This window comes from Mycolicibacterium sp. XJ870 (genome assembly GCF_053483975.1).
Genome location: NZ_JBEFTI010000001.1, coordinates 2,317,459 through 2,335,752 on the forward strand (window position 1 = coordinate 2,317,459; position 18,294 = coordinate 2,335,752).

The 18,294-nt window shown below is 66.0% G+C and carries 22 protein-coding genes; 12 read left to right on the forward strand and 10 right to left on the reverse strand.

Annotation, left to right across the window (positions count from 1 at the left end; translation table 11 throughout):
* Positions 1–26 precede the first annotated feature (26 nt).
* Entirely contained in the window at positions 27–923 is an 897-nt protein-coding gene (locus tag ABQF30_RS11270) for an RNA polymerase sigma-70 factor (protein WP_448463276.1), read from the forward strand.
* 15 nt (positions 924–938) lie between these two features.
* Here ABQF30_RS11270 and ABQF30_RS11275 read toward each other — a convergent pair whose 3' ends face one another.
* Complete coding sequence (locus ABQF30_RS11275) at positions 939–1,724, reverse strand: M15 family metallopeptidase (RefSeq protein ID WP_448463278.1); 786 nt, start codon at positions 1,722–1,724, stop codon at positions 939–941.
* A gap of 124 nt (positions 1,725–1,848) precedes the next feature.
* Between ABQF30_RS11275 and ABQF30_RS11280 the strand changes: the two genes are divergently transcribed.
* The 3 genes from ABQF30_RS11280 to upp are packed head-to-tail and all read left to right on the forward strand — an operon-like array spanning position 1,849 to position 5,000.
* A complete protein-coding gene (locus ABQF30_RS11280; protein ID WP_448463634.1) occupies positions 1,849–3,144 on the forward strand; it encodes a GTP cyclohydrolase II in 1,296 nt (431 codons plus the stop codon).
* Positions 3,141–4,361, forward strand: a complete 1,221-nt coding sequence (locus ABQF30_RS11285) for a URC4/urg3 family protein (RefSeq protein WP_448463280.1) — start codon at positions 3,141–3,143, stop codon at positions 4,359–4,361. Before ABQF30_RS11280 ends, ABQF30_RS11285 begins: the two co-directional genes overlap by 4 nt.
* A 9-nt stretch (positions 4,362–4,370) precedes the next feature.
* Positions 4,371–5,000: a uracil phosphoribosyltransferase gene (gene upp, locus ABQF30_RS11290; RefSeq protein ID WP_448463282.1), complete on the forward strand. Its 630-nt coding sequence runs from the start codon at positions 4,371–4,373 to the stop codon at positions 4,998–5,000.
* Between the two features lie 12 nt (positions 5,001–5,012).
* Here the strand turns inward: upp and ABQF30_RS11295 are convergent, their stop codons facing one another.
* From ABQF30_RS11295 to ripD, 3 genes are read right to left on the reverse strand one after another with little or no spacing between them, the layout of a single operon-like run.
* Positions 5,013–5,795, reverse strand: coding sequence for a hypothetical protein (locus ABQF30_RS11295; protein ID WP_448463284.1), 783 nt, complete (start codon positions 5,793–5,795; stop codon positions 5,013–5,015).
* Positions 5,796–5,848: 53 nt separating this feature from the next.
* Complete coding sequence (locus ABQF30_RS11300; RefSeq protein WP_448463286.1) at positions 5,849–6,904, reverse strand: M48 family metallopeptidase; 1,056 nt, start codon at positions 6,902–6,904, stop codon at positions 5,849–5,851.
* 56 nt (positions 6,905–6,960) lie between these two features.
* On the reverse strand, positions 6,961–7,584 hold the full coding sequence (gene ripD / locus ABQF30_RS11305) for an NlpC/P60 family peptidoglycan-binding protein RipD (protein ID WP_448463288.1): 624 nt from the start codon (positions 7,582–7,584) through the stop codon (positions 6,961–6,963).
* A gap of 235 nt (positions 7,585–7,819) precedes the next feature.
* On the opposite strand from ripD, the gene tenA reads away from it, so the two are divergent.
* Positions 7,820–8,491, forward strand: a complete 672-nt coding sequence (gene tenA, locus ABQF30_RS11310) for a thiaminase II (protein WP_448463290.1) — start codon at positions 7,820–7,822, stop codon at positions 8,489–8,491.
* A 24-nt stretch (positions 8,492–8,515) separates the two neighbouring features.
* Here tenA and tpx read toward each other — a convergent pair whose 3' ends face one another.
* On the reverse strand, positions 8,516–9,010 hold the full coding sequence (gene tpx, locus ABQF30_RS11315; RefSeq protein WP_448463292.1) for a thiol peroxidase: 495 nt from the start codon (positions 9,008–9,010) through the stop codon (positions 8,516–8,518).
* A gap of 65 nt (positions 9,011–9,075) precedes the next feature.
* Between tpx and ABQF30_RS11320 the strand changes: the two genes are divergently transcribed.
* Positions 9,076–9,969 carry an aminoglycoside phosphotransferase family protein gene (locus ABQF30_RS11320; protein ID WP_448463636.1) on the forward strand — a complete coding sequence of 298 codons (894 nt, stop codon included), beginning with the start codon at positions 9,076–9,078 and terminating at the stop codon, positions 9,967–9,969.
* A 257-nt stretch (positions 9,970–10,226) separates the two neighbouring features.
* Here the strand turns inward: ABQF30_RS11320 and ABQF30_RS11325 are convergent, their stop codons facing one another.
* Together ABQF30_RS11325 and ABQF30_RS11330 are read right to left on the reverse strand one after the other, a co-directional pair.
* Positions 10,227–10,550, reverse strand: a complete 324-nt coding sequence (locus ABQF30_RS11325; protein WP_448463294.1) for a hypothetical protein — start codon at positions 10,548–10,550, stop codon at positions 10,227–10,229.
* Between the two features lie 109 nt (positions 10,551–10,659).
* Entirely contained in the window at positions 10,660–11,616 is a 957-nt protein-coding gene (locus ABQF30_RS11330; protein ID WP_448463296.1) for an o-succinylbenzoate synthase, read from the reverse strand.
* Between the two features lie 121 nt (positions 11,617–11,737).
* Here ABQF30_RS11330 and ABQF30_RS11335 point away from each other — a divergent pair, with 121 nt between their 5' ends.
* The gene (locus tag ABQF30_RS11335) at positions 11,738–11,986 is read left to right on the forward strand and encodes a hypothetical protein (protein ID WP_448463298.1); all 249 of its coding nucleotides are present in this window, start codon (positions 11,738–11,740) and stop codon (positions 11,984–11,986) included.
* 21 nt (positions 11,987–12,007) lie between these two features.
* Entirely contained in the window at positions 12,008–12,667 is a 660-nt protein-coding gene (locus ABQF30_RS11340; protein WP_448463300.1) for an MOSC domain-containing protein, read from the forward strand.
* Positions 12,668–12,724: 57 nt separating this feature from the next.
* Here the strand turns inward: ABQF30_RS11340 and ABQF30_RS11345 are convergent, their stop codons facing one another.
* The 3 genes from ABQF30_RS11345 to ABQF30_RS11355 form a co-directional block, all read right to left on the reverse strand.
* Positions 12,725–13,411, reverse strand: a complete 687-nt coding sequence (locus ABQF30_RS11345) for an Rv0518 family GDSL lipase (protein WP_448463302.1) — start codon at positions 13,409–13,411, stop codon at positions 12,725–12,727.
* A gap of 132 nt (positions 13,412–13,543) precedes the next feature.
* On the reverse strand, positions 13,544–14,821 hold the full coding sequence (locus tag ABQF30_RS11350; RefSeq protein WP_448463304.1) for an acyltransferase family protein: 1,278 nt from the start codon (positions 14,819–14,821) through the stop codon (positions 13,544–13,546).
* Between the two features lie 285 nt (positions 14,822–15,106).
* On the reverse strand, positions 15,107–15,616 hold the full coding sequence (locus tag ABQF30_RS11355; protein WP_448463306.1) for an Rv1352/Rv1906c domain-containing protein: 510 nt from the start codon (positions 15,614–15,616) through the stop codon (positions 15,107–15,109).
* Between the two features lie 75 nt (positions 15,617–15,691).
* Here ABQF30_RS11355 and ABQF30_RS11360 point away from each other — a divergent pair, with 75 nt between their 5' ends.
* The 4 genes from ABQF30_RS11360 to ABQF30_RS11375 all read left to right on the forward strand — a co-directional run.
* The gene (locus ABQF30_RS11360) at positions 15,692–16,840 is read left to right on the forward strand and encodes an alkaline phosphatase family protein (RefSeq protein ID WP_448463308.1); all 1,149 of its coding nucleotides are present in this window, start codon (positions 15,692–15,694) and stop codon (positions 16,838–16,840) included.
* Between the two features lie 47 nt (positions 16,841–16,887).
* Positions 16,888–17,223, forward strand: a complete 336-nt coding sequence (locus tag ABQF30_RS11365; protein ID WP_448463310.1) for a DUF732 domain-containing protein — start codon at positions 16,888–16,890, stop codon at positions 17,221–17,223.
* Between the two features lie 37 nt (positions 17,224–17,260).
* Positions 17,261–17,725, forward strand: coding sequence for a DUF5078 domain-containing protein (locus tag ABQF30_RS11370; protein ID WP_448463312.1), 465 nt, complete (start codon positions 17,261–17,263; stop codon positions 17,723–17,725).
* Positions 17,726–18,117: 392 nt separating this feature from the next.
* On the forward strand, positions 18,118–18,294 hold a 177-nt coding region (locus ABQF30_RS11375; RefSeq protein ID WP_448463638.1), incomplete at its 3' end, for an MmpS family transport accessory protein.

Consider the following 18,294-nt stretch of genomic DNA (forward strand, 5'->3'; position numbering starts at 1 on the left):
ACCACGAGACAGGAGGCGCCCGAAGCATGACCGCGGACAGCCGCCCGGACCCCGCCACCGAGGTATTCGTCGCGCATCGCAACTTGCTCTTCACCGTCGCCTACGAACTGCTCGGATCGGCGGCTGACGCCGAAGACGTCCTGCAAGAGACCTGGCTGCGCTGGGTGGACGTGGATCTCGACACCGTGCGCGATCACCGCGCGTACCTGGTGCGCATCGCTGCCCGGCAGGCACTCGGCCGGATCCGCACGCTCAGCCGCCGCAAAGAGTCCTACTTCGGCCAATGGTTGCCGGAGCCGCTGTTGACCTCACCGGATGTGGCCGACGACGTCGCACTCGCGGACAGCGTGTCGATGGCGATGATGCTCGTGCTGGAAACCCTCACGCCGACCGAGCGCGCCGTGTTCGTGCTGCGCGAAGTTTTCGACGTCGACTACGACGAAATCGCCGAGGCAGTCGACAAGAGCCCTGCCGCGGTCCGCCAGATCGCACACCGGGCACGGGAGCATGTCGCCGCGCGGCGGCCGCGTGAGGTGGTGTCCGACGCCGAGACCCGCAGCGCCCTCGCAGCGTTCCAGCGCGCGGTCGAAACCGGTGATCTGCAGGGCCTTCTCGACATCCTTGCGCCCGATGTGGTGGCGATCGGCGACGGCGGCGGCCTGAAACAGGCATTCCCGCGGCCCATCGTGGGGGCCGACCGGGTGGCCCGGGTGTTTGCCTCCGGCCTGCGCAGGTTCTCCGGCGACATGACCTTCGAGCCCATCCTGGTCAACGGCCACCCCGCGATGATCACCCGGATCGACGGCGAGCTCGACGGCGTTGTGGCGCTGCGCATCGACCACGGCCTGGTCACCGGCATGTACTACGTGCGCAATCCCGAGAAGTTGACGCGGATCGACCGGGAGTTCACGATGGCGCGCTGAGCTTGGGCCCAGCACTCACCGCATCTCGAAATGCTGGTAGTCGATGGGTGACCGCCAATAGCCACCCCAGCGCCAGCCGCGATCGGTAAAGACACGCACCGCGGGATCACCTGCACGCAGCATGCCGGGGTCGGTGCGGGTGCGGTCCAGATATGGTGCCGCATTGGCGGGCTGGAATCCGCCCCGGCTGTCGATGTATGGATTGACCAGCGGATTCACGTCGATGGCGCGGCCGTAGGCATGCAGCGACCAACTCCGCGATCCCGGTATCCCGCGGCAGTTGAATGCCGAGGTGTTGTTGTCCCGCATGGACAATTCATCCTCGGCCCCCGGATAGTGGTCAACGGTGCGCATCGTCGCGATCGGATAGCGCTGCCGATACAGCTCATCGAAGATCGCAATTACTTCCCGCACAAGCTCTTTGTGCACGACGAGCGAACCGCGGTGGGTCTGGCCGTCCGACCCGACGAAATTCAGTTCGACGCGTGAAAGCAGCTCCGGCCCCACTGGGCAGCCAGGTCGCCAGGTGGCGCCCAACTCGGCAGTGGCGACCGGATGCACGGTGGCGGGGACGGGCGCACGCGTCGGTGTCGTGGTCGATGCGGGTGGTGAGGTTTCCGGCGGGGCCGGCGTGGGAGCGGGCGGGGACGGCGTGGGAGCGGGCGGGGACGGCGTGGGAGCGGGCGGGGACGACGTGGGAGCGGGCGGGGACGACGAGCACTGAACTGTCAGGACGCCGGCGGCGGCGACGATCGCCGCCGCGCACCAGCGCCGGAGACCCGCCCGACCATCAGCCCTCATTCTTCCGGTGTACCCGCCGACCACATTCGCCTATCCCCCTTGGGTGTCACCGCTGCGCGACCGGTCGATTCACGGTTGACTGGAGGCTCGTCCGGGCATGTGCACGGGGGAAGGAAGCGACGTGATGGTCAGCGACGAGATCACTGAATCGGGTCCTGCCGCGTCGGCGGCGCCGGCCCAGGGCACTTCCCGGCACATCCGGCTGACCTCGCACAGCGGCGACGCGGATACTCCGACGATCCAGTGGGGCGCGGCGACGGCAGCCGAACGCGGCCCGGTCATCGGTACGACGACCACCCGGGCGCATCGCAACGTCATCGGCACCCACAGCGGTTCCTACAGTGTGTACCGGGCCCTGGCGGTCGCGGCCGGTGCGCTCTCCCCGGCACATCGGGCCGATCTGACCAACACGTCGCCCACCGATGTGATCGGCCCCTATCCACAGTGGAGCGAGCCCGGCACGATCGTCAGTCTCGACCCGTGGGGCGCGATGGTCGCCGACGCCTTCACCGCGGAACTGGCGGCCGGCTACGACATCCGTCCGACCATCGCGGTCACCAAGGCGCACGTTTTCCTGCCCGAGATCGCTGACGCGATCGCCAAGGGCCGACTACGCCCCGACGGTCACGTCCTGCTGGCCACGGGGGCGGCGTTGGTCACCAAGGCGGCCATCGAACCGGTCTGGCACCTGCCCGGCGTCGCCGCACGGTTCGGTTGCAGCGAAACCACGCTGCGCCGTGTGCTGTTCGAAGAGACCGGCGGCATGTACCCCGAACTGGTCACTCGCGGTGACCTGGAGGTGTTCCTGCCCCCGATCGGCGGGCAGACCCTCTACATCTTCGGAGACGCATGCGATCTGGCCGATCCCGCCGTGGAATTGACCGCCCGCGTGCACGACGAATGCAACGGCTCGGACGTGTTCGGTTCCGACATCTGCACCTGCCGGCCCTATCTCACCCACGCGATCGAAGAGTGCATCCAGGGCGTGCAACGTGGCGGCGTCGGGTTGGTGTCCTATTCGCGCAAGGAGGGCCGTGCGCTCGGCGAGGTCACCAAGTTCCTGGTCTACAACGCCCGGAAGCGACAGGTCGGCGGCGATACCGCCGACCAGTACTTCGCGCGCACTGAATGCGTGGCCGGTGTGCAGGACATGCGGTTCCAGGAACTCATGCCAGATGTCCTGCACTGGCTGGGGATTCGCAAAATCCATCGGCTGGTTTCGATGAGCAACATGAAGTACGACGCCATCACCGGCTCCGGTATCGAGGTCGGCGAACGGGTCAATATCCCCGACGACTTGATCCCGGCCGACGCTCGCGTGGAAATCGACGCCAAAATGGCCGCAGGCTACTTCACGCCGGGCCCGGTTCCCGGCGCCGACGAGTTGAAGATCGCCAAGGGTCGCGGACTCGTTCCATGACCACCACCGACACCGAGGCGAAGTCCGCCGTCGCCACCCTGCGCACCACCCGCGCAATCCGCGAACGTTCGAATTATCTGCTGCAGCGCGCCCGTGCCGGCGAATCGGCGTGGTTCGTGGTTGACGACGATGCGTTGCACGGCGCGGCACGTGAAGTCGCAACGGTCACCCGGCAGCGTTACCCCGATCTCGACATCCCCTACCACAGCCGGTGGCGCCATTTCGAAGCGGGCGGAATCGACCGCAAGACCGAGATGGACACTCTGTTAGCAGGTTTGGACGTCACATCCAGCGCCAGGGCGATGATCGACCTGACCCTCGTCAGCGTGCTGCTCGACGCCGGTGCCGGTCCGGACTGGGAGTACACCGAAGTCGCCACCGGCCAGCGGTTCTCCCGCTCCGAGGGCCTCGGCGTGGCGAGCTGGCACGCCTTCTGCGGCGGGTTGTTCTCCAGCGATCCCGCGCATCCGTTGCAGGCCGACGCCGCGGGACTGGAGTGCCTCGACGTAGACCGACTCGCCCAGGCATTCCAGGTCAGCGATGACAATCCCCTGCTCGGATTGCATGGCCGCGTGCAGCTTCTGCGTCGACTCGGTACGGCGATGACAGCGCGACCCGAAGTGTTCGGAAAGCACAGTCGTCCGGGCGGGCTGTTCGACGCGCTGGCCGGCACCACCGTCGCGGCCCACGACATCCTCTCCCAACTGCTGGTCTCTTTGTCCGGGGTTTGGCTGGCCGACAACGCCATTGACGGCCATCCTCTCGGCGATTGCTGGCGCCACCCGGCGGTTCCCGGGCCGGCACAGTCGCAGGGTTGGATGCCGTTTCACAAACTGTCGCAATGGCTCACCTACTCACTGTTGGAGCCGTTCGAATGGGCCGGCGTGCGGGTCACCGATCTCGATGCGTTGACCGGCCTACCCGAATACCGCAACGGCGGATTGCTTCTCGACACCGCGGTCCTTCAATTGCGGGAGCCCACGATGGCCACGCAAATCTGGTCGGTGGGTGACGAGTTGGTGGTCGAGTGGCGGGCGCTGACCGTGGCGCTGCTGGACGAACTCGCGCCTCTGGTGCGCGCAGAACTCGACAGGCCGGAACTGCCGCTGGCCTGCGTGCTCGAAGGCGGCACCTGGGCGGCGGGTCGCGCGCTGGCCCAGCGGCTGCGCGCCGGCCGGCCGCCACTGTCCATCGATAGCGACGGCACGGTGTTCTAGGAGGACATGATGGGCAACCTGCATCTCATCGACCATCCACTGGTCCAGCACAAGCTCACACTGATGCGTCAGAAAGAAGTGTCCTCCAAGGGATTCCGTGAGCTCTTGACCGAGATCTCGAAGCTGATGGCCTACGAGGTGCTGCGCGATATGCCGATGCACGAGATCGAAGTGGAGACCCCATTGGAATCCACCACGGGGTCGGTGATCGACGGCAAGAAGCTGGTTTTCGTTTCCATCCTGCGGGCGGGCAGCGGAATCCTCGACGGAATGTTGAGCGTGGTGCCGAACGCCCGCGTCGGCCATATCGGCCTGTACCGCGACCCGAAAACCCTTGTTGCGGTGGAGTACTACTTCAAGATGCCAAACGATCTGCACGAGCGTGACGTGGTGGTGGTCGACCCGATGCTGGCCACCGGCAACTCGGCGGTGGCCGCAATCGACCGGCTCAAGGAGCACCGGCCGAAATCCATCAAGTTCGTCTGCCTGCTGACCTGTCCGGAAGGCGTGGCCGCCATGCAGGCAGCCCATCCGGAAGTGCCGATCTTCACCGCGGCGCTGGACCGCGAACTCGACGAGCACGGTTATATCGTGCCTGGTCTCGGCGACGCCGGTGACCGGATCTTCGGCACCAAATAGCTGACCGCGCGCTCACCGCTTCCGGTCGCGCACCTTGTACGTCGAGGGCCACGACACGCGACTCTCGTCCCCGAGCAGCGGAGTTCCGGAGCCTCCAACTCGAACGTCGTAAGCCTCCTGCCCGGCACCGACCTCGCGGTTGGCATGCTCCTGGGCGAGGTAGTAGAGCTGATCGATCTCCGCTTCGCTGAAGGCGACGAACGTCGTCTTGCGGACGATGTCGTTCATCCCCGCGGTCATCCGGTCGGGCAGGATCCGGGAGGCCAGCGCGGCCAGGCCCAGCAGAATGAACGGGATGACCCAGTAGCAGATGAACGAGAGCGGAGTCTTGGTGTCCAGGATCGTCGCATCGCCCTGCACGATCGGCGGTATCGCCGACGAGATGGTCATCCCGGCGAAGGCGCCGACCCAGATCCAGGTCAGAAGCGCGACGATCCGCTTGAACAGATCGCTCTCCACAACACCCGGGGGCTGACCAGCTTCCGCGAACTCCCGCACGAACGGCTTGCCGACGAGCGCGCCGACGAGCGCGACCACGAAGATCCCGGCATTGCTCAGCGGCTGCATCCACCGCTCCATCACGTCCTGGCTGAGTACGAGCGTCAGCACTGTCAACACGACGAAGGTGGCCAGCGCACCGATCTCCAGCGTGCGGCCCGCACCGCCAGAGATCCGGCTGATGACGAACGTGGCGATCGCCGCCGCCAGCGCCACCAGCACGGCGATGAGGAACGGCACGTTGCCGACGAGTACCCAGTAAATGATCCACGGCGCGAAGCCAAACAGAATGCCCACCCGGCAAGTCTAGGGGCTTACCGTTGCCGTTACGGCATACCACCCATCCGGCCCTACCCGTCGTCGTCGCGTCGCGCATTGCGGCGCCACTCGGAGATCCTGCGGCCCACCGAGTCGGCCGCGTTCGTCGCCGCCTGTCCGACCCCGTCGACCAGGCCACCGAGACCGTCGCGCATCCCCCGGACCAGCGGGTCGTTCGACTGGTCGAATCCGTCCTTGTAGTACCGGGCGGCGGCACTCAGATCTTCGTTCCACCCAACCTTGTCGTCGTCGGACCGCAGCGGATACTCGCCGGCCATGACCGCGCCGTATCCCCCGGTGTCTACCCACTTGGTCAGCGCCGCAGCGCGTAGCACCGAGAACGGATGGGTCTGCAGTTCGAGGTTGAGCAGCTTGAGCAAGCCGTCGCGCATGTCTCCGGTCCGCTCATACTCCTGCGCTTGGGCCAGGAACGCCTGGGAGTCGAGTTTGTCGAGCCTCTCCCCGCCGGCCAGTTTCAGCTCGACTCGAATGGCCGCGTCGACATCCTGGCCGCACAACAGTCCCGCCCGATCCCCCGAAAGTTCTGATTTGCGTTGCCATTCCATCAACGCCGCGACGATGGCGCGCAGAGCCCAGCCGCCGATCGGGATGAAGCCGAACGACGATGCGAGCCGCATGAGGTGCATCAGCATGGTGCGGTACACCGCATGACCGCTCAGTGCGTGGCCGAGTTCGTGCCCGATGACGAATCGCATCTCGTCGGGCGACATCAGGTCGTACATGCCGGAGGTGATGACGATGAACGGTTCGTCCATCCCGATCGTGTATGCGTTGGCGATGGGCGACTGCGTGACGAACAACTCCGGACGCACCGCAGCGTCGAGAACCTGCACACAGTCGTCGAGCAATGCGTCGAGGTCGTCGAACTGACGCGGACCCACCCTCGCCGCACTCGCCAGGTACAGCAGCCGGTGCTGACGTTCGCGCAGCATCCCGGACAGCAATTTGAGGAGGTGGTCGAAACCCTTGAGCCGGCGCAGCGCAGACAGCGCGGTCCGATCTGCGGGATGTTCCCATGCGCGGGAGCTGATGCCGGGAAAGACCGTGCGTGCAGGTGTCTCGTTCATCGTGGCCGCCCTTCGTTATCCGCAGCTCAACACTACGGAGCGAAGTGGGGCGTTTGTCAGGCGATGATCCGGCCGAGGTATGGCGTCATACCCTCGGTGCGGACGGGCGTCACGGTGACCGCGGGATCGGTGCCCTGGATCATCTGGCCGTTGCCCAGGTACAGCGCGACGCTCTGCGTGCCTTCCGGACCGTAGAAGATCAGGTCGCCCGGGAGAGCCTGGGAGGGCAGCACCTTCTGGGCCACCTTGTACTGCTCGCCCGAGGAGCGCGGCATCTTCACCCCGGCTCCGGCGAAGGCGTACACGATGAGCCCGGAGGCGTCGAACCCGACAACGTTGGCCGACGGGTCAATTGCGGGGACACCGATGCTCGGGGTGGTCACCGTCGGCATGCTCAATCCAGGCGCGGCCGGGGGCAGCGCCGGGGTGGCTGGAGGCAGCCCGGGGGCCGTGGAGGTCAGGCCACCGGCGGGGACGCCGCGCGGTACACCGCGCGTCGGGCCGTTTGTATCGCCGCCACCGTAGCTGAACGGCACGCCGCGCTGCGAAAGTGCGCGCGCGATAACACGTTCCACGAACTGCTGATTACCGGCCGGCCGGTCCAACGGGGCGGCCACGGCAAGTCCTGGAGTAGCAACGAGCAGGGCCAGGCTCACCACGAGGGCATACGTGCGCCTCATCCGAACACCAACTCCCTCGACCACGGCGAAACACCACGCTGTCTGCTGGTCGCTCTCAGCAGCGTCAGCTATTTGTACCGTCCACTGCCGAGAATGCCCAATCGTTATGGGGGACAACGTTGATCAGATGCCATACCGTGACCGAACGGTGATCCAAGCAATCTCGCGGATCAGTCTGCGCTCGCCGGAGGTGTGACGGTCCAGCCATATTCGGCAGTGCTGACAAGATGGACCGATGACTCAGCAATCCTGGTCTGCCCGGCTGTGGCAGGAAATCGAGCCCACGTTCGCAGCGATTCTTTCGCACCCGTTTGTGACCGGACTGACCGACGGCACGCTCGACGAGCAGGCGTTCGCGCAGTATGTGGCCCAGGACGCGCACTACCTGCGGGACTACGCCCGGTCGCTGGCGATCGTGGCGGCCAAGGCTCCCACGTTGGCCGACACCGCGATGTTCTCTCGCCATGCCGCCGAGGTGTTCGATGTCGAACTCGGTCTGCACAACGAGCTGTTACCGGAACTCGGGCTGGATCCCGCCGAGTTGGACGCGGTGCCGGTCTCCCCCACGACACGCGCCTACACCAGTTACCTGATCGCCACCGCGTACGGCGGCAGCTTCGCCGACGGGCTGGCCGCGGTCCTGCCGTGCTACTGGATCTATGCCCGCGTCGGGGCCGAACTGCTGAAACGGGGATCGGCCGATCGGCGCTATCAGCGCTGGATCGACAGTTACGGCGGCGATGAATTCGCCGCGACGGTGGCCGAGGTGTTGGCTCTGACCGACCGGGTCGGACCGACGCTCAGTGCGTCGGAGGAAGCGGCCGCACGGGCCCACTTCGTCGTGACTGCGAAATACGAGTGGATGTTCTTCGACGCTGCGCACCGGCGCGAGCAGTGGCCGGTCTGAGGCGACCGGCCACCGCCCGGACGGCTACTTGAGCGCGGCGAGCGCGGCGTCGTAGTTGGGCTCGGTGCCGATCTCGGGCACCAGTTCGGTGTAGGCGACCTTGCCGTCGGCGCCGATCACGACGACCGCACGCCCGAGCAGGCCGGCCATGGGGCCGTCGCTGATGGTGATGCCGTAGTCCTCACCGAAACTGTCGCGGAACGCCGAGGCGGCGGTGACGTTCTCGATGCCCTCGGCGCCACAGAACCGCTTCTGCGCGAACGGCAGATCCTTCGACACGCACAGCACGGTCGCACCGCTGCCCGCGGCCTTCTCGTTGAAGGTCCGCACGCTGGCGCTGCAAACCGGGGTGTCGACCGACGGGAAGATGTTGAGCAGCACGGCCTTGTCGCGGAACTGCTCGCTGGTGACCGCGCCGAGATCGGTGCCGGTCAGGGTGAAGCTGGGGGCCGGGGCGCCGACAGCGGGAAGCTCGCCGACGGTGTTGATGGGGTTTCCACGCAGGGTTATCTGTGCCATGTGCACCAGTCTGTCAAAACCGGACGCGGGCGGGGCAGTCCGGGGTGCGTGCGACGATGGGCGAGATGATCGAATTGCCCGGCGCGGTCCGCACGATGGCCACGCGTGGGCCGCTGTGGCAGGCCTGGGTCGATGCCCTGCCCCGGCTCGTGCGGGACCAGCTGGATGAGTGGCAACTCACCCCTGATGGCGACGCGATGTCCGGTTACTGCTCGATCGTGGTGCCTGCCCGCACCCGCGACGGGGTTTCGGCGGTTCTGAAGATCGGCTTCCCCGATGACGAGTCCGAACACGAGCACCTTGTGCTGCGCCGATGGGCGGGAAACGGCGCGGTCCGGTTGTTGCGGGCCGAGCCGCACCGGCGGGCCATGTTGCTCGAGCGGTTGCATGTGCGAAATCTCAACGAGCTCTGGGACATTGAGGCATGCGAGATCGTCGCGGCGCTGTACGGCAGGATCCACGTACCTGCTCTTCCGCAGCTGCGGTCGCTCACCGAACTGGTCGAGCGATGGACCACCGGGCTGGCCGCACTCCCCCGCAACGCGCCGGTCCCGCGCCGACTGGTGGAACAGGCGATCTCCCTCGGTACCGAACTGTGTACCGATCCGCGCGCCAGCAGCTGCGTCATCCATGGCGACCTGCACTACGAGAATGTGCTTGCCGCCGACCGGGAACCATGGCTGGTGATTGATCCCAAGCCGATGAACGGCGACCCGCACTACGAAATCGCACCGATGCTGTGGAACCGATGGGATGAATTGGCCGGTTATGTGCGGGATGGGGTCCGGCGCCGGTTCTCTGCGTTGGTCGACGCCGCCGGCCTGGACGCTGACCGCGCCCGCGATTGGGTGATCGTCCGAATGATGCACAACGCGATGTGGGAGCTGACCGAGAGTGTGGAGCCGGACCCGGGCTGGCTGACCACCTGCGTGGCCATCGCCAAGGCAGTGCAGGATTAGGACGTCGGTGATGTCATGAGCCCAACACTGTGGCGAACGTGTAGGTTTCCGCGGTGTTCAGTGCCGTTTCATGTGCATAAGCTGCAGGCTCGGCACAGCACGCCACGGGCACTGCCAAGCCGGGACACGAAAACTTGTCAGACACGGCCTCGGGCCGCATCGAAGTTGAAGCCAGGGACAAAAACGGCGTTGATTTCGTCCCTGGCTGCAATTTCGGTGCGGCTCCCACTTCGGTGCACGCGGCGCTTGATTCGCGTCTAGATCACCTTGTAGGTCAGGTCATAACGGGCACCGGCGCCCAGGAATTGCTGGGTCACATCACCGTGACCCAATTCGTCGGATCGAATGACCACCGACCCGAGATTCTGCTCGTCGTCAGTTTGCGGGTCGATCTCTTTCAACACGATTTCGAGTTCGCCGTCGAACGGCAGCAGCCGGTCCAGATCCACGACATCGCCTTGGCACATCGATATCGATTCGAACTGAAACCCATCAGCTCTGCTGATACTCAGCTCGTCGACGCCCTGCCCGTCCTGGGTTTTGACGGCTCTGAACTCCGTGAGTTTGGCGAACAGCGACATGTCATCCTCCATGGACCTTGAAAATCTGGGGTTGCTGCCCATCCGATCTTCAAGTTGCCGCCCCGACCCGCACATGCGTAGTGGGCTACTCGATTTTGACAGCCGCAAGTCAGGCTGCGGCGGCAGCGGCCCGCACAAGCTCCCGCCACCACGCCACCCGTTGCGGGTCGATCACCGAGTAGCGCTCGAGAAGATCCGGTTGTGGGGCCGGTGGCATCGGGGCCACCGGCAGATAACCGTCGACGGGGATCAGCGAGCGCGATTCGGCGACTAGATCGCCGGCCAGCAGACGTCTGGTGCCGAGCTCGCAGGCGAATGGCAACTCCGGAAGCGCGCCGGCGAGCGCGAGGCCCGCGGCCAACCCGATGCTGGTCTCCAGCGCGGACGTGACCGCGCACGGCAACCCGCATGCCTCGGCCACCCGCAGCGAGCGGCGCGCGCCCCCAAGCGGTCCGCAGGTCAGAACCACGACATCGGCTGCCTCGCCCAGCTGGATCCGGACCGGATCCTCGGCATCGCGGACCGATTCGTCCGCAGCGATGCGGACGTCCACCTTGCGCCTCACTACCGCCAGGTCGGTGATCGTGAGGCACGGCTGCTCGATGAACTCCAGGCCGTTGGCCGCTGCGTCGAGTGCAGCGATCGCTGCAGGGGCGGTGTCGGGGTCCCAACGCCCGCGCGCGTCGCAGCGGAGCGTACCGCCGGGGCCGAGCGCGTCGCGCACCGCCTCGACCCGCGCAATGTCGTCGGCCAGTGCGCCCGCACCGACCTCCACCGAGGCCGTCCGGCAGCCCGCCGCCGTGACGATCTGGTGCGCGCGGGCGGGATCGACGGAAGGCACGGTGACGGCGATCGGCACTCGCCCGCGCACCGGGTCGGGCCAGCCGACCGTGCCGGGTTCGGTGGCCGCGGTCAGCCAGCGGACGATCGAGCGGTCGCCTGGCCGCGGACTGAACTCCCCCCAACCCTGCGGCCCTTCGAGGAGCATGCCTTCCCGCACAGTGCCGTCACCGACCTTCGGGATCGCGAAGATCGGTGCGCTGTCGAAGTCGATGAGGGTCTGCACAAGCAGGTGACGGTAACCGACGGAGCCGCGCCCGTCGCAACCTTTGCCGCCAACTGCCGGTCAACCCCGCCGCTGACACTTAGACTGCGGCGGAGGCGCGACGACATGGGTAGGAGTCGGGATGGCGAGTCCAGGGTGGCGGGGAGTTTTCGCGGCGTTTTCTGTCGCGTTACTGGCGGCAGCACCGATGGCGGTGGGCACGATCGGGACACCGGCAGTCAGTGCGGCGTGCCTGCCTGGTGAGACCGGCGTGACCAATGGATGCGCCTCGTTCTGCCTGCCCGGACTGCAACTCGACACCCAGACCGGGTTGTGCCTGAAGGTCCCACCGCCGGTCTCGCCGAATCGCGTCGCGACGCCGCTGTTGTAAAGGCCCCATTACTCTTGGCGCATGCCGAGCGTTCTGACCGTCAACGTGGCCGAACTGCGGGCCAATCCGGCCAATGAGAAGACCCTGACCGGTATCGACAAACGGCCGGTCGAAGGGGCGGTCGGTGTGCGCGCGCCCGGACCGATGCAGGGTGGCCTTGGCAGTGGATTGGTCGGCGACTCCATCGGAAACCCGCAGTTTCACGGCGGTGACGATCAGGCGGTGTACGCCTACGCTCGCGAAGACCTCGACAACTGGCAGACGGAACTCGGCCGGGAGATCTCCAACGGGATGTTCGGGGAGAACCTCACCACTGCGGGTATCGATGTCACCAACGCCCGCATCGGCGAGCGGTGGCGCGTCGGATCGGACGGTCTCGAACTCGAGGTCAGCTGCCCGCGGATCCCATGCCGGACGTTTGCAGCCTGGCTGCAGATCAACGGCGGGATGAAAACCTTTACCAAGGCGGCGATTCCAGGTGCCTACACACGTTTGGTGAATCCGGGAACGGTGCGTGCCGGGGACCCCATCGTGGTCACCGAGCGACCGGACCACGACGTCACCGTCGGGTTGGTGTTCCGTGCAATGACCTTGGAGGCGCACCTGTTGCCGGAGATTCTGCGTGCCGACGCGCTTCCCGACGACCTCAAGAAACTCGCGAGCCGCCGCACCGGCGCATGAATACCTTTGTCAGATAAGCGATTTCGTCCGTATAAACGATGAGCGGCGGCGGGGGCATCAGACCCAGCGCGGAAGTTGGTCGCCGATCAGCGGGGCGATCTTGTCCGCCATGTAGGCGTGGCCGGCATCCGTCGGGTGCACACCGTCGGGACCGATCAGTTCCGGCCGCCCGACGAACCAGCCCTCCTGAATGGGGTCGATGAACGTCGCGCCGGCCTCGCGAGCCTGGGTTCTCAGGATGTCGCGGATCTGCAGCATCGTCGGCGGCACATCAGCGGTCGGCCACGGCGGGCCGATGACCAGTAACCGTGCCGACGGCGCGATGCGCCGAGCCAGGGCCAAGGCGTCGTGACTCATGCGGGTGATTACCACCGGGTCGGCGTCCTTGTCATTGCGGGACCCGTAGAACACCACCAGGGAATCGTCGGGCTGCACTGCCCTGGCCGTCAGATCCACAAAGATGCTGCCACGATTGCCCCGCACCACGTAGCCGGCACCGCCTTCGGCCACGACATCGGCAGTCACCTGCATCCCGCGACGTGCCAGTTGCTCCCAGGCCAGGGTGGCCCAGCCCTTCGGCCCCAGCCCGCCCTCGTTGCTACCCGTGGTGTACGAGTCGCCGATCACCGCGATGTGGTTGATCCTGGGGTCCAGGCCCGATGTGGTGTACCGCTGCGCGGGAACATGCGCAAACAACCCGACCAGAAGGCCAAGCGAGACGATGAAAGTGGTCAGACGACTCACTGCTACCTCCACTGCCGGTGAGACGCACCCGTCCCGCACCGCGATTCTCGATCAGACTCCCAGCCGACGATGACGCGGCGATAACGAGCCCATAACAACCTGTCGGGCAGCATAATTCAGGGCGCTCCGAGGTCATCCGGCACGGGCCGAAACCGGGGTGTGCCGGTTCTGGGACTCTTCATCGATATCGATATCGATATCGATCCGGTGCAGCTTGCTGTTACCGGGATCCGCGGGTCTGATGTCGACCATCCTGCGCATCCACCGCCGCGCCGGTTCCTCGACGAAGTGGTACAGCAGGACCGCCCCGAGGACCGATATCGCCAGAAGTCCGACCAGGGTCGCCTTCCCCCCAAGGTCCGGTGACAAGGTGAGCTCGAACTGCTTGACCGTCCAAATCCACGCCGTATGCACCAGCTCGTGCACCATGTACAGGCCGAATGAGATCTGCCCGCCATACACCAGCAGTCTCGTCGACAGCAACGCCGGCAGGCTGCCGGAACCGACCGCCATCGCGACAACCAGCGGCACGAACAGGATGTCGACCAGGCCGCCGGCGTCGCCCGCCGTGTTCAACGGATGCGCATCGAAGAAGTAAAGCCCGCCGACGATGACGACGGCCAGCAGGATCGTCAGGTAGCCGGCACGACGCCGAGCGGGATCGGTCAGGTGCAGCTTGCGCACGGCCGCGCACGCCAGCGCACCTGCGGTGAACTGCATGACGATCCGCGGCAGCCAACTCCACGGCGTGTAGAAGTGGCCGGTGGCCATCAGCAACACCACGGGCGGCAGTGAAGCGGCGATCGCCAGAAAGACCAGGCTTCTGACTCTGGTTGCACGGGCGATCCGGAAGACCACCAGGATCAATGCTCCGAAGAGCAAGTAGGCCAACCATTCCGCGCTGATCGACCACGCCGGGCCATCCCAGCTCGACCCGTCGAAGTAGGGCTGGAACCACAGCTGCACCAGGAAGAGCTGACGCACGTAGCTGACCGCGTTGTAGCCGCTGGTGTCTTCCGGCGGCACGTGGCCGACATTGAGGGTGAAGATCAGCCATAGAGCGGCCAGATGCAAGGTGACCAGATAAACCGGCCACACGCGGGACAGTCGCAGCCACAGGAAATGCAGGGTGGCCCGGGTCGACCAGGCCGGACCCATCCGGTCGAAGTAGTTCCAGGTGAGCACAAAACCGCTGAGGATGAAGAACAGGTCGACGCCCTGCGCCCCGCGATCGAGGATGGGTGCGAGCGCTTCGGTGAAATCCGGTGCAGCTTCGTACAACAACGGCCGGAAGTGAAACAGCACGACCCACACGGCAGCGACGATGCGCAGTCCCGTCAGGGCCTTGATCTCTGCGCCGCGCACAACACTCTTTCCGTATCCCCACCCACGCCGATTCGACTGCGCCATTGCCGCGCCTGGCCGGGCGGATCGCGGTCCCGCGATCTGGCAACCGGCAGCTTTCGCAGACTATCAGCGTCGCCGTTCCAAGCACGCCCGCATGGACCTGTGCGGTTTCTGGACAACGGCTGAGAACCCGGCGCCGGTAAGACGGGTTATGTTGCGCAGCAAAGCAATTCCATCGCGCGCGGGATTGGCTTCCGGTGCGCTTGCCAGCGACGACACGGCGTGTCGGCGAGAGCCGGCCATCCGGGCCGCAATGGTGTGGCGGCCCAGTCATCGGCCAGGCTTACGTCAGGGCAGCGGCACCTGTGAACCGTCGAATTGACGCGCGTTGTTGTTCAGGGAATTCAGCCAGGCCCACAGTTTGGCCTTGGCGACGAGCGCCGGAACAGCGCCGGTGGCGGGTGCCGCAGGCGGTGCCGCGTCGGTCTTCTGCCACGTCTGGCATCCGCTGGTCTTGAAGGCCTTGTCGGTGGCGTCGATCAGCACGGTCTGCGGCTTCTTGCTGAAAGCGTTGTCGACGATGTCGCCGCCGTGCAGGTCAGCCATTCGCTTCCAGTAGCAGGTGCCGTTCTCGACGGGGCCTGCCGATGCGTAGGTGCCGGGTTCGATATCGGTTCCGACCACGAATATGCCGTCATGGTCGATTGCGGTCGCCGGAGCCGGCGGTGGTCCCGGTGCGGGTGCCGGAACGGGAGCGGGAGCCGGTGGGGGCGGATCAGCGCTTGCGATGCCGCTGAACGCCCCGCCCGCGACGATCGCCATCGCGGCGACGGCGGTCGCTGCTTTGATCGGCTTCATAAACCGTCAGCGTACCGGCCACGCGGGAGTGGTCGGCCTCACCGCCTGCTGTGCGTTCTGTGGCAGGCTCGCGATGTGGATGCGCCGCAGCCCGATCCCGTCCTCCCCCACCTGGCCGATGTGGTTCCCGCCGTGCTCGCGGCCATGGGCGTGGCCGGCTTTCCCGCGCGGATCGATCTGCCCGGACCGATCAGCGGCGCCTGTGTCCTGCTGATCGACGGATTGGGTGCCGAACTGCTGGACACGCACGCCGCCGACGCACCGGTGTTGGCGGGGCTGCGAGGACAGACCCTGCAGGTTGGGTTTCCGTCGACGACGGCGGCCGGGCTGGCCGCCCTCGGCACGGGCTGTCGTTCGGGCGAGCACGGCCTGGTGGGCTACTCCTTCCGGATTCCCGACGCCGGCCCGGCGGTCGACGTGATCAACGCGCTGCGGTGGCGGCCCCACCCGTGGGGGGACGACCTGCGCGACACCGTCCGGCCCGAGAGCGTTCAGCCCCTGCCGACCACCTTCGAGCGGGCCGCAGCCGCGGGTGTCGCGGTCAGCGTCGTATCCGGCGCGGAGTTCGCGCGCTCCGGACTCACTCGCGCCGTCTTGCGCGGCGGCGACTACATCGGCGTACACGCGATCGGCGAGCTGGCCGCCGCAGTGTCCGGAGTCGTCGCAAAGGGCGGATTCTGCTACGGGTATCACAGCGAGCTCGATCAGGTCGGTCATCTGCACGGGCCGGGTTCGATCGCCTGGCGGATGCAATTGCGCCAAGTCGACCGATTGGTGGAATCGGTGGTGGAGGCACTGCCGCCGGGCGGCCTACTCGCAGTGGTCGCCGACCACGGCATGGTCACCGTCGATCCGGCGGCCGTCGTCGACATCGACTCCAGCGCAGCGCTGCACGAAGGTGTGCAGGCCGTGGGTGGTGAACCGCGGGCGCGGCACGTCTATACCGTCGACGGCAGCGCCGGTGACGTGCTCGCGGCCTGGCGCGAAACTCTCGCCGAGACCGCGTGGGTGCTGTCGCGGGACGAGGCGATCGCCGCGGGCTGGTTCGGTGAACGGATCCGCGACGGCGTAATCCCGCGCATCGGGGACGTCGTGGCCGCCGCACGGGGCTGCGCTGCACTGCTGCGCCGCAACGCCGAACCGCTGGAATCGGCGTTGATCGGCCACCACGGTTCGCTGACCAGCGCCGAACAACACGTCCCGCTACTGCTGGCGATCGGCTGAGCGGGATGCCAGACCACGCGAGAGTTAGATGCACTAAGATCCACCGCATGAAGCTTGCAGGGTTGGCAGTACTCGGTGCTGCCGCGGCACTCACGTTCGCGGCCCCGGCGCATGCCGAAATCGACACGGACTTCGCCAATGAGCTGCACACCTACGGCATCTACGGGCAGCGCGACTACAACGCGTGGATCGCCAAGATCGCGTGCAAGCGACTGCACAACGGTGTCGACCGGAACGCCGACGACTCGGCCGCGTTTGTCGGCAAGAACTTGGACAAGGACAGCAGCACAGCGCAGCACTGGCAGTTCCTCGGCACCGCCATCAACTACTACTGCCCTGATCAGCGCTTCATCATGGAACAGGCTGCAGCGCAGTCACGGTGAGAACCCGGCCGGCCACATTCGAGAGTTTTGGAGTGACATGTTCAACCGCAGTCTGAGTAATCTGATCCGCGCCGGAGTGGCCGCGTGCGCAGTGGCCGGCAGCCTCGCCGCCGCCCCCGGTATCGCTTCAGCCGATGCCACCGACGACTACCCGATCCCGAACCGGATCCTCAAGACGACGTGCACCGCGGAGCAGATCATGGCTGCGGCCCGCGACGTGGAACCCGTGTACTACGAGCGGTACATGATCGACTTCAACAACAAGCCGGCCCACGTTCAGCAGGCCACGAAGGACCGGATCCATTGGTTCTTCTCGATGGACTACGCCGGCCGCAGGCAGTACTCGGAGAACACGGCGACCAACGCCTTCTTCGAGCAGTTGGCGTGGATGTGGCCGAACTGGGCGAAACTGTTCTTCAACAACAAGGGTGTTGCGGCCAACACCACCGATATCTGCACTAGCTACCCGCCGGACGACATGTCTGTGTGGAACTGGCGGTAGGTCCGCGCTTTCGCAGACATGGTTTTCGCTGCCCGCCCAATCGGACGAATAGCGAAAGCTTCGGCAATTCGTAACCTGCGTCACCACCGGCACTCCCGCATAATTGCGCCCAGCGCGGTTGGACCCACCGAACACGGGGACCAATCCTTATGCGATCGGGTGACACTGGCGGCAACACTGGGCGGGCTCGGTGGGCCGAGCATCACAAGAAGTCTGCGTTTTGGCATTCTGTTAAATAAGCTAATATCTCGCTAACTTAGCCAACCGGTGGAGACGGCGAGGCACATTGAGGTGAACATGGCGCACAGGAGCTACCACATCCGGGGTCGTGTCGGCCGTCCGGCAGCGGGGCCGGCCACCGCGCAGCACTCCCCACGCGGTGCTGTGCGGTGATGACCAACGCTACGAAACACTCACGGGGCAAACAGTTCTCGATCTCAGGACTGGCAAAGCGGTTTTGGATTCCGTTGCTCATCGCGGTGGTGGTGGTGGTCGGCGCGTTCACCGTCATGCGGGTCCGCACGTTCTTCGGCAGCGGCGACGGGACAGGTCTCGCCAGCGCCAAGGTC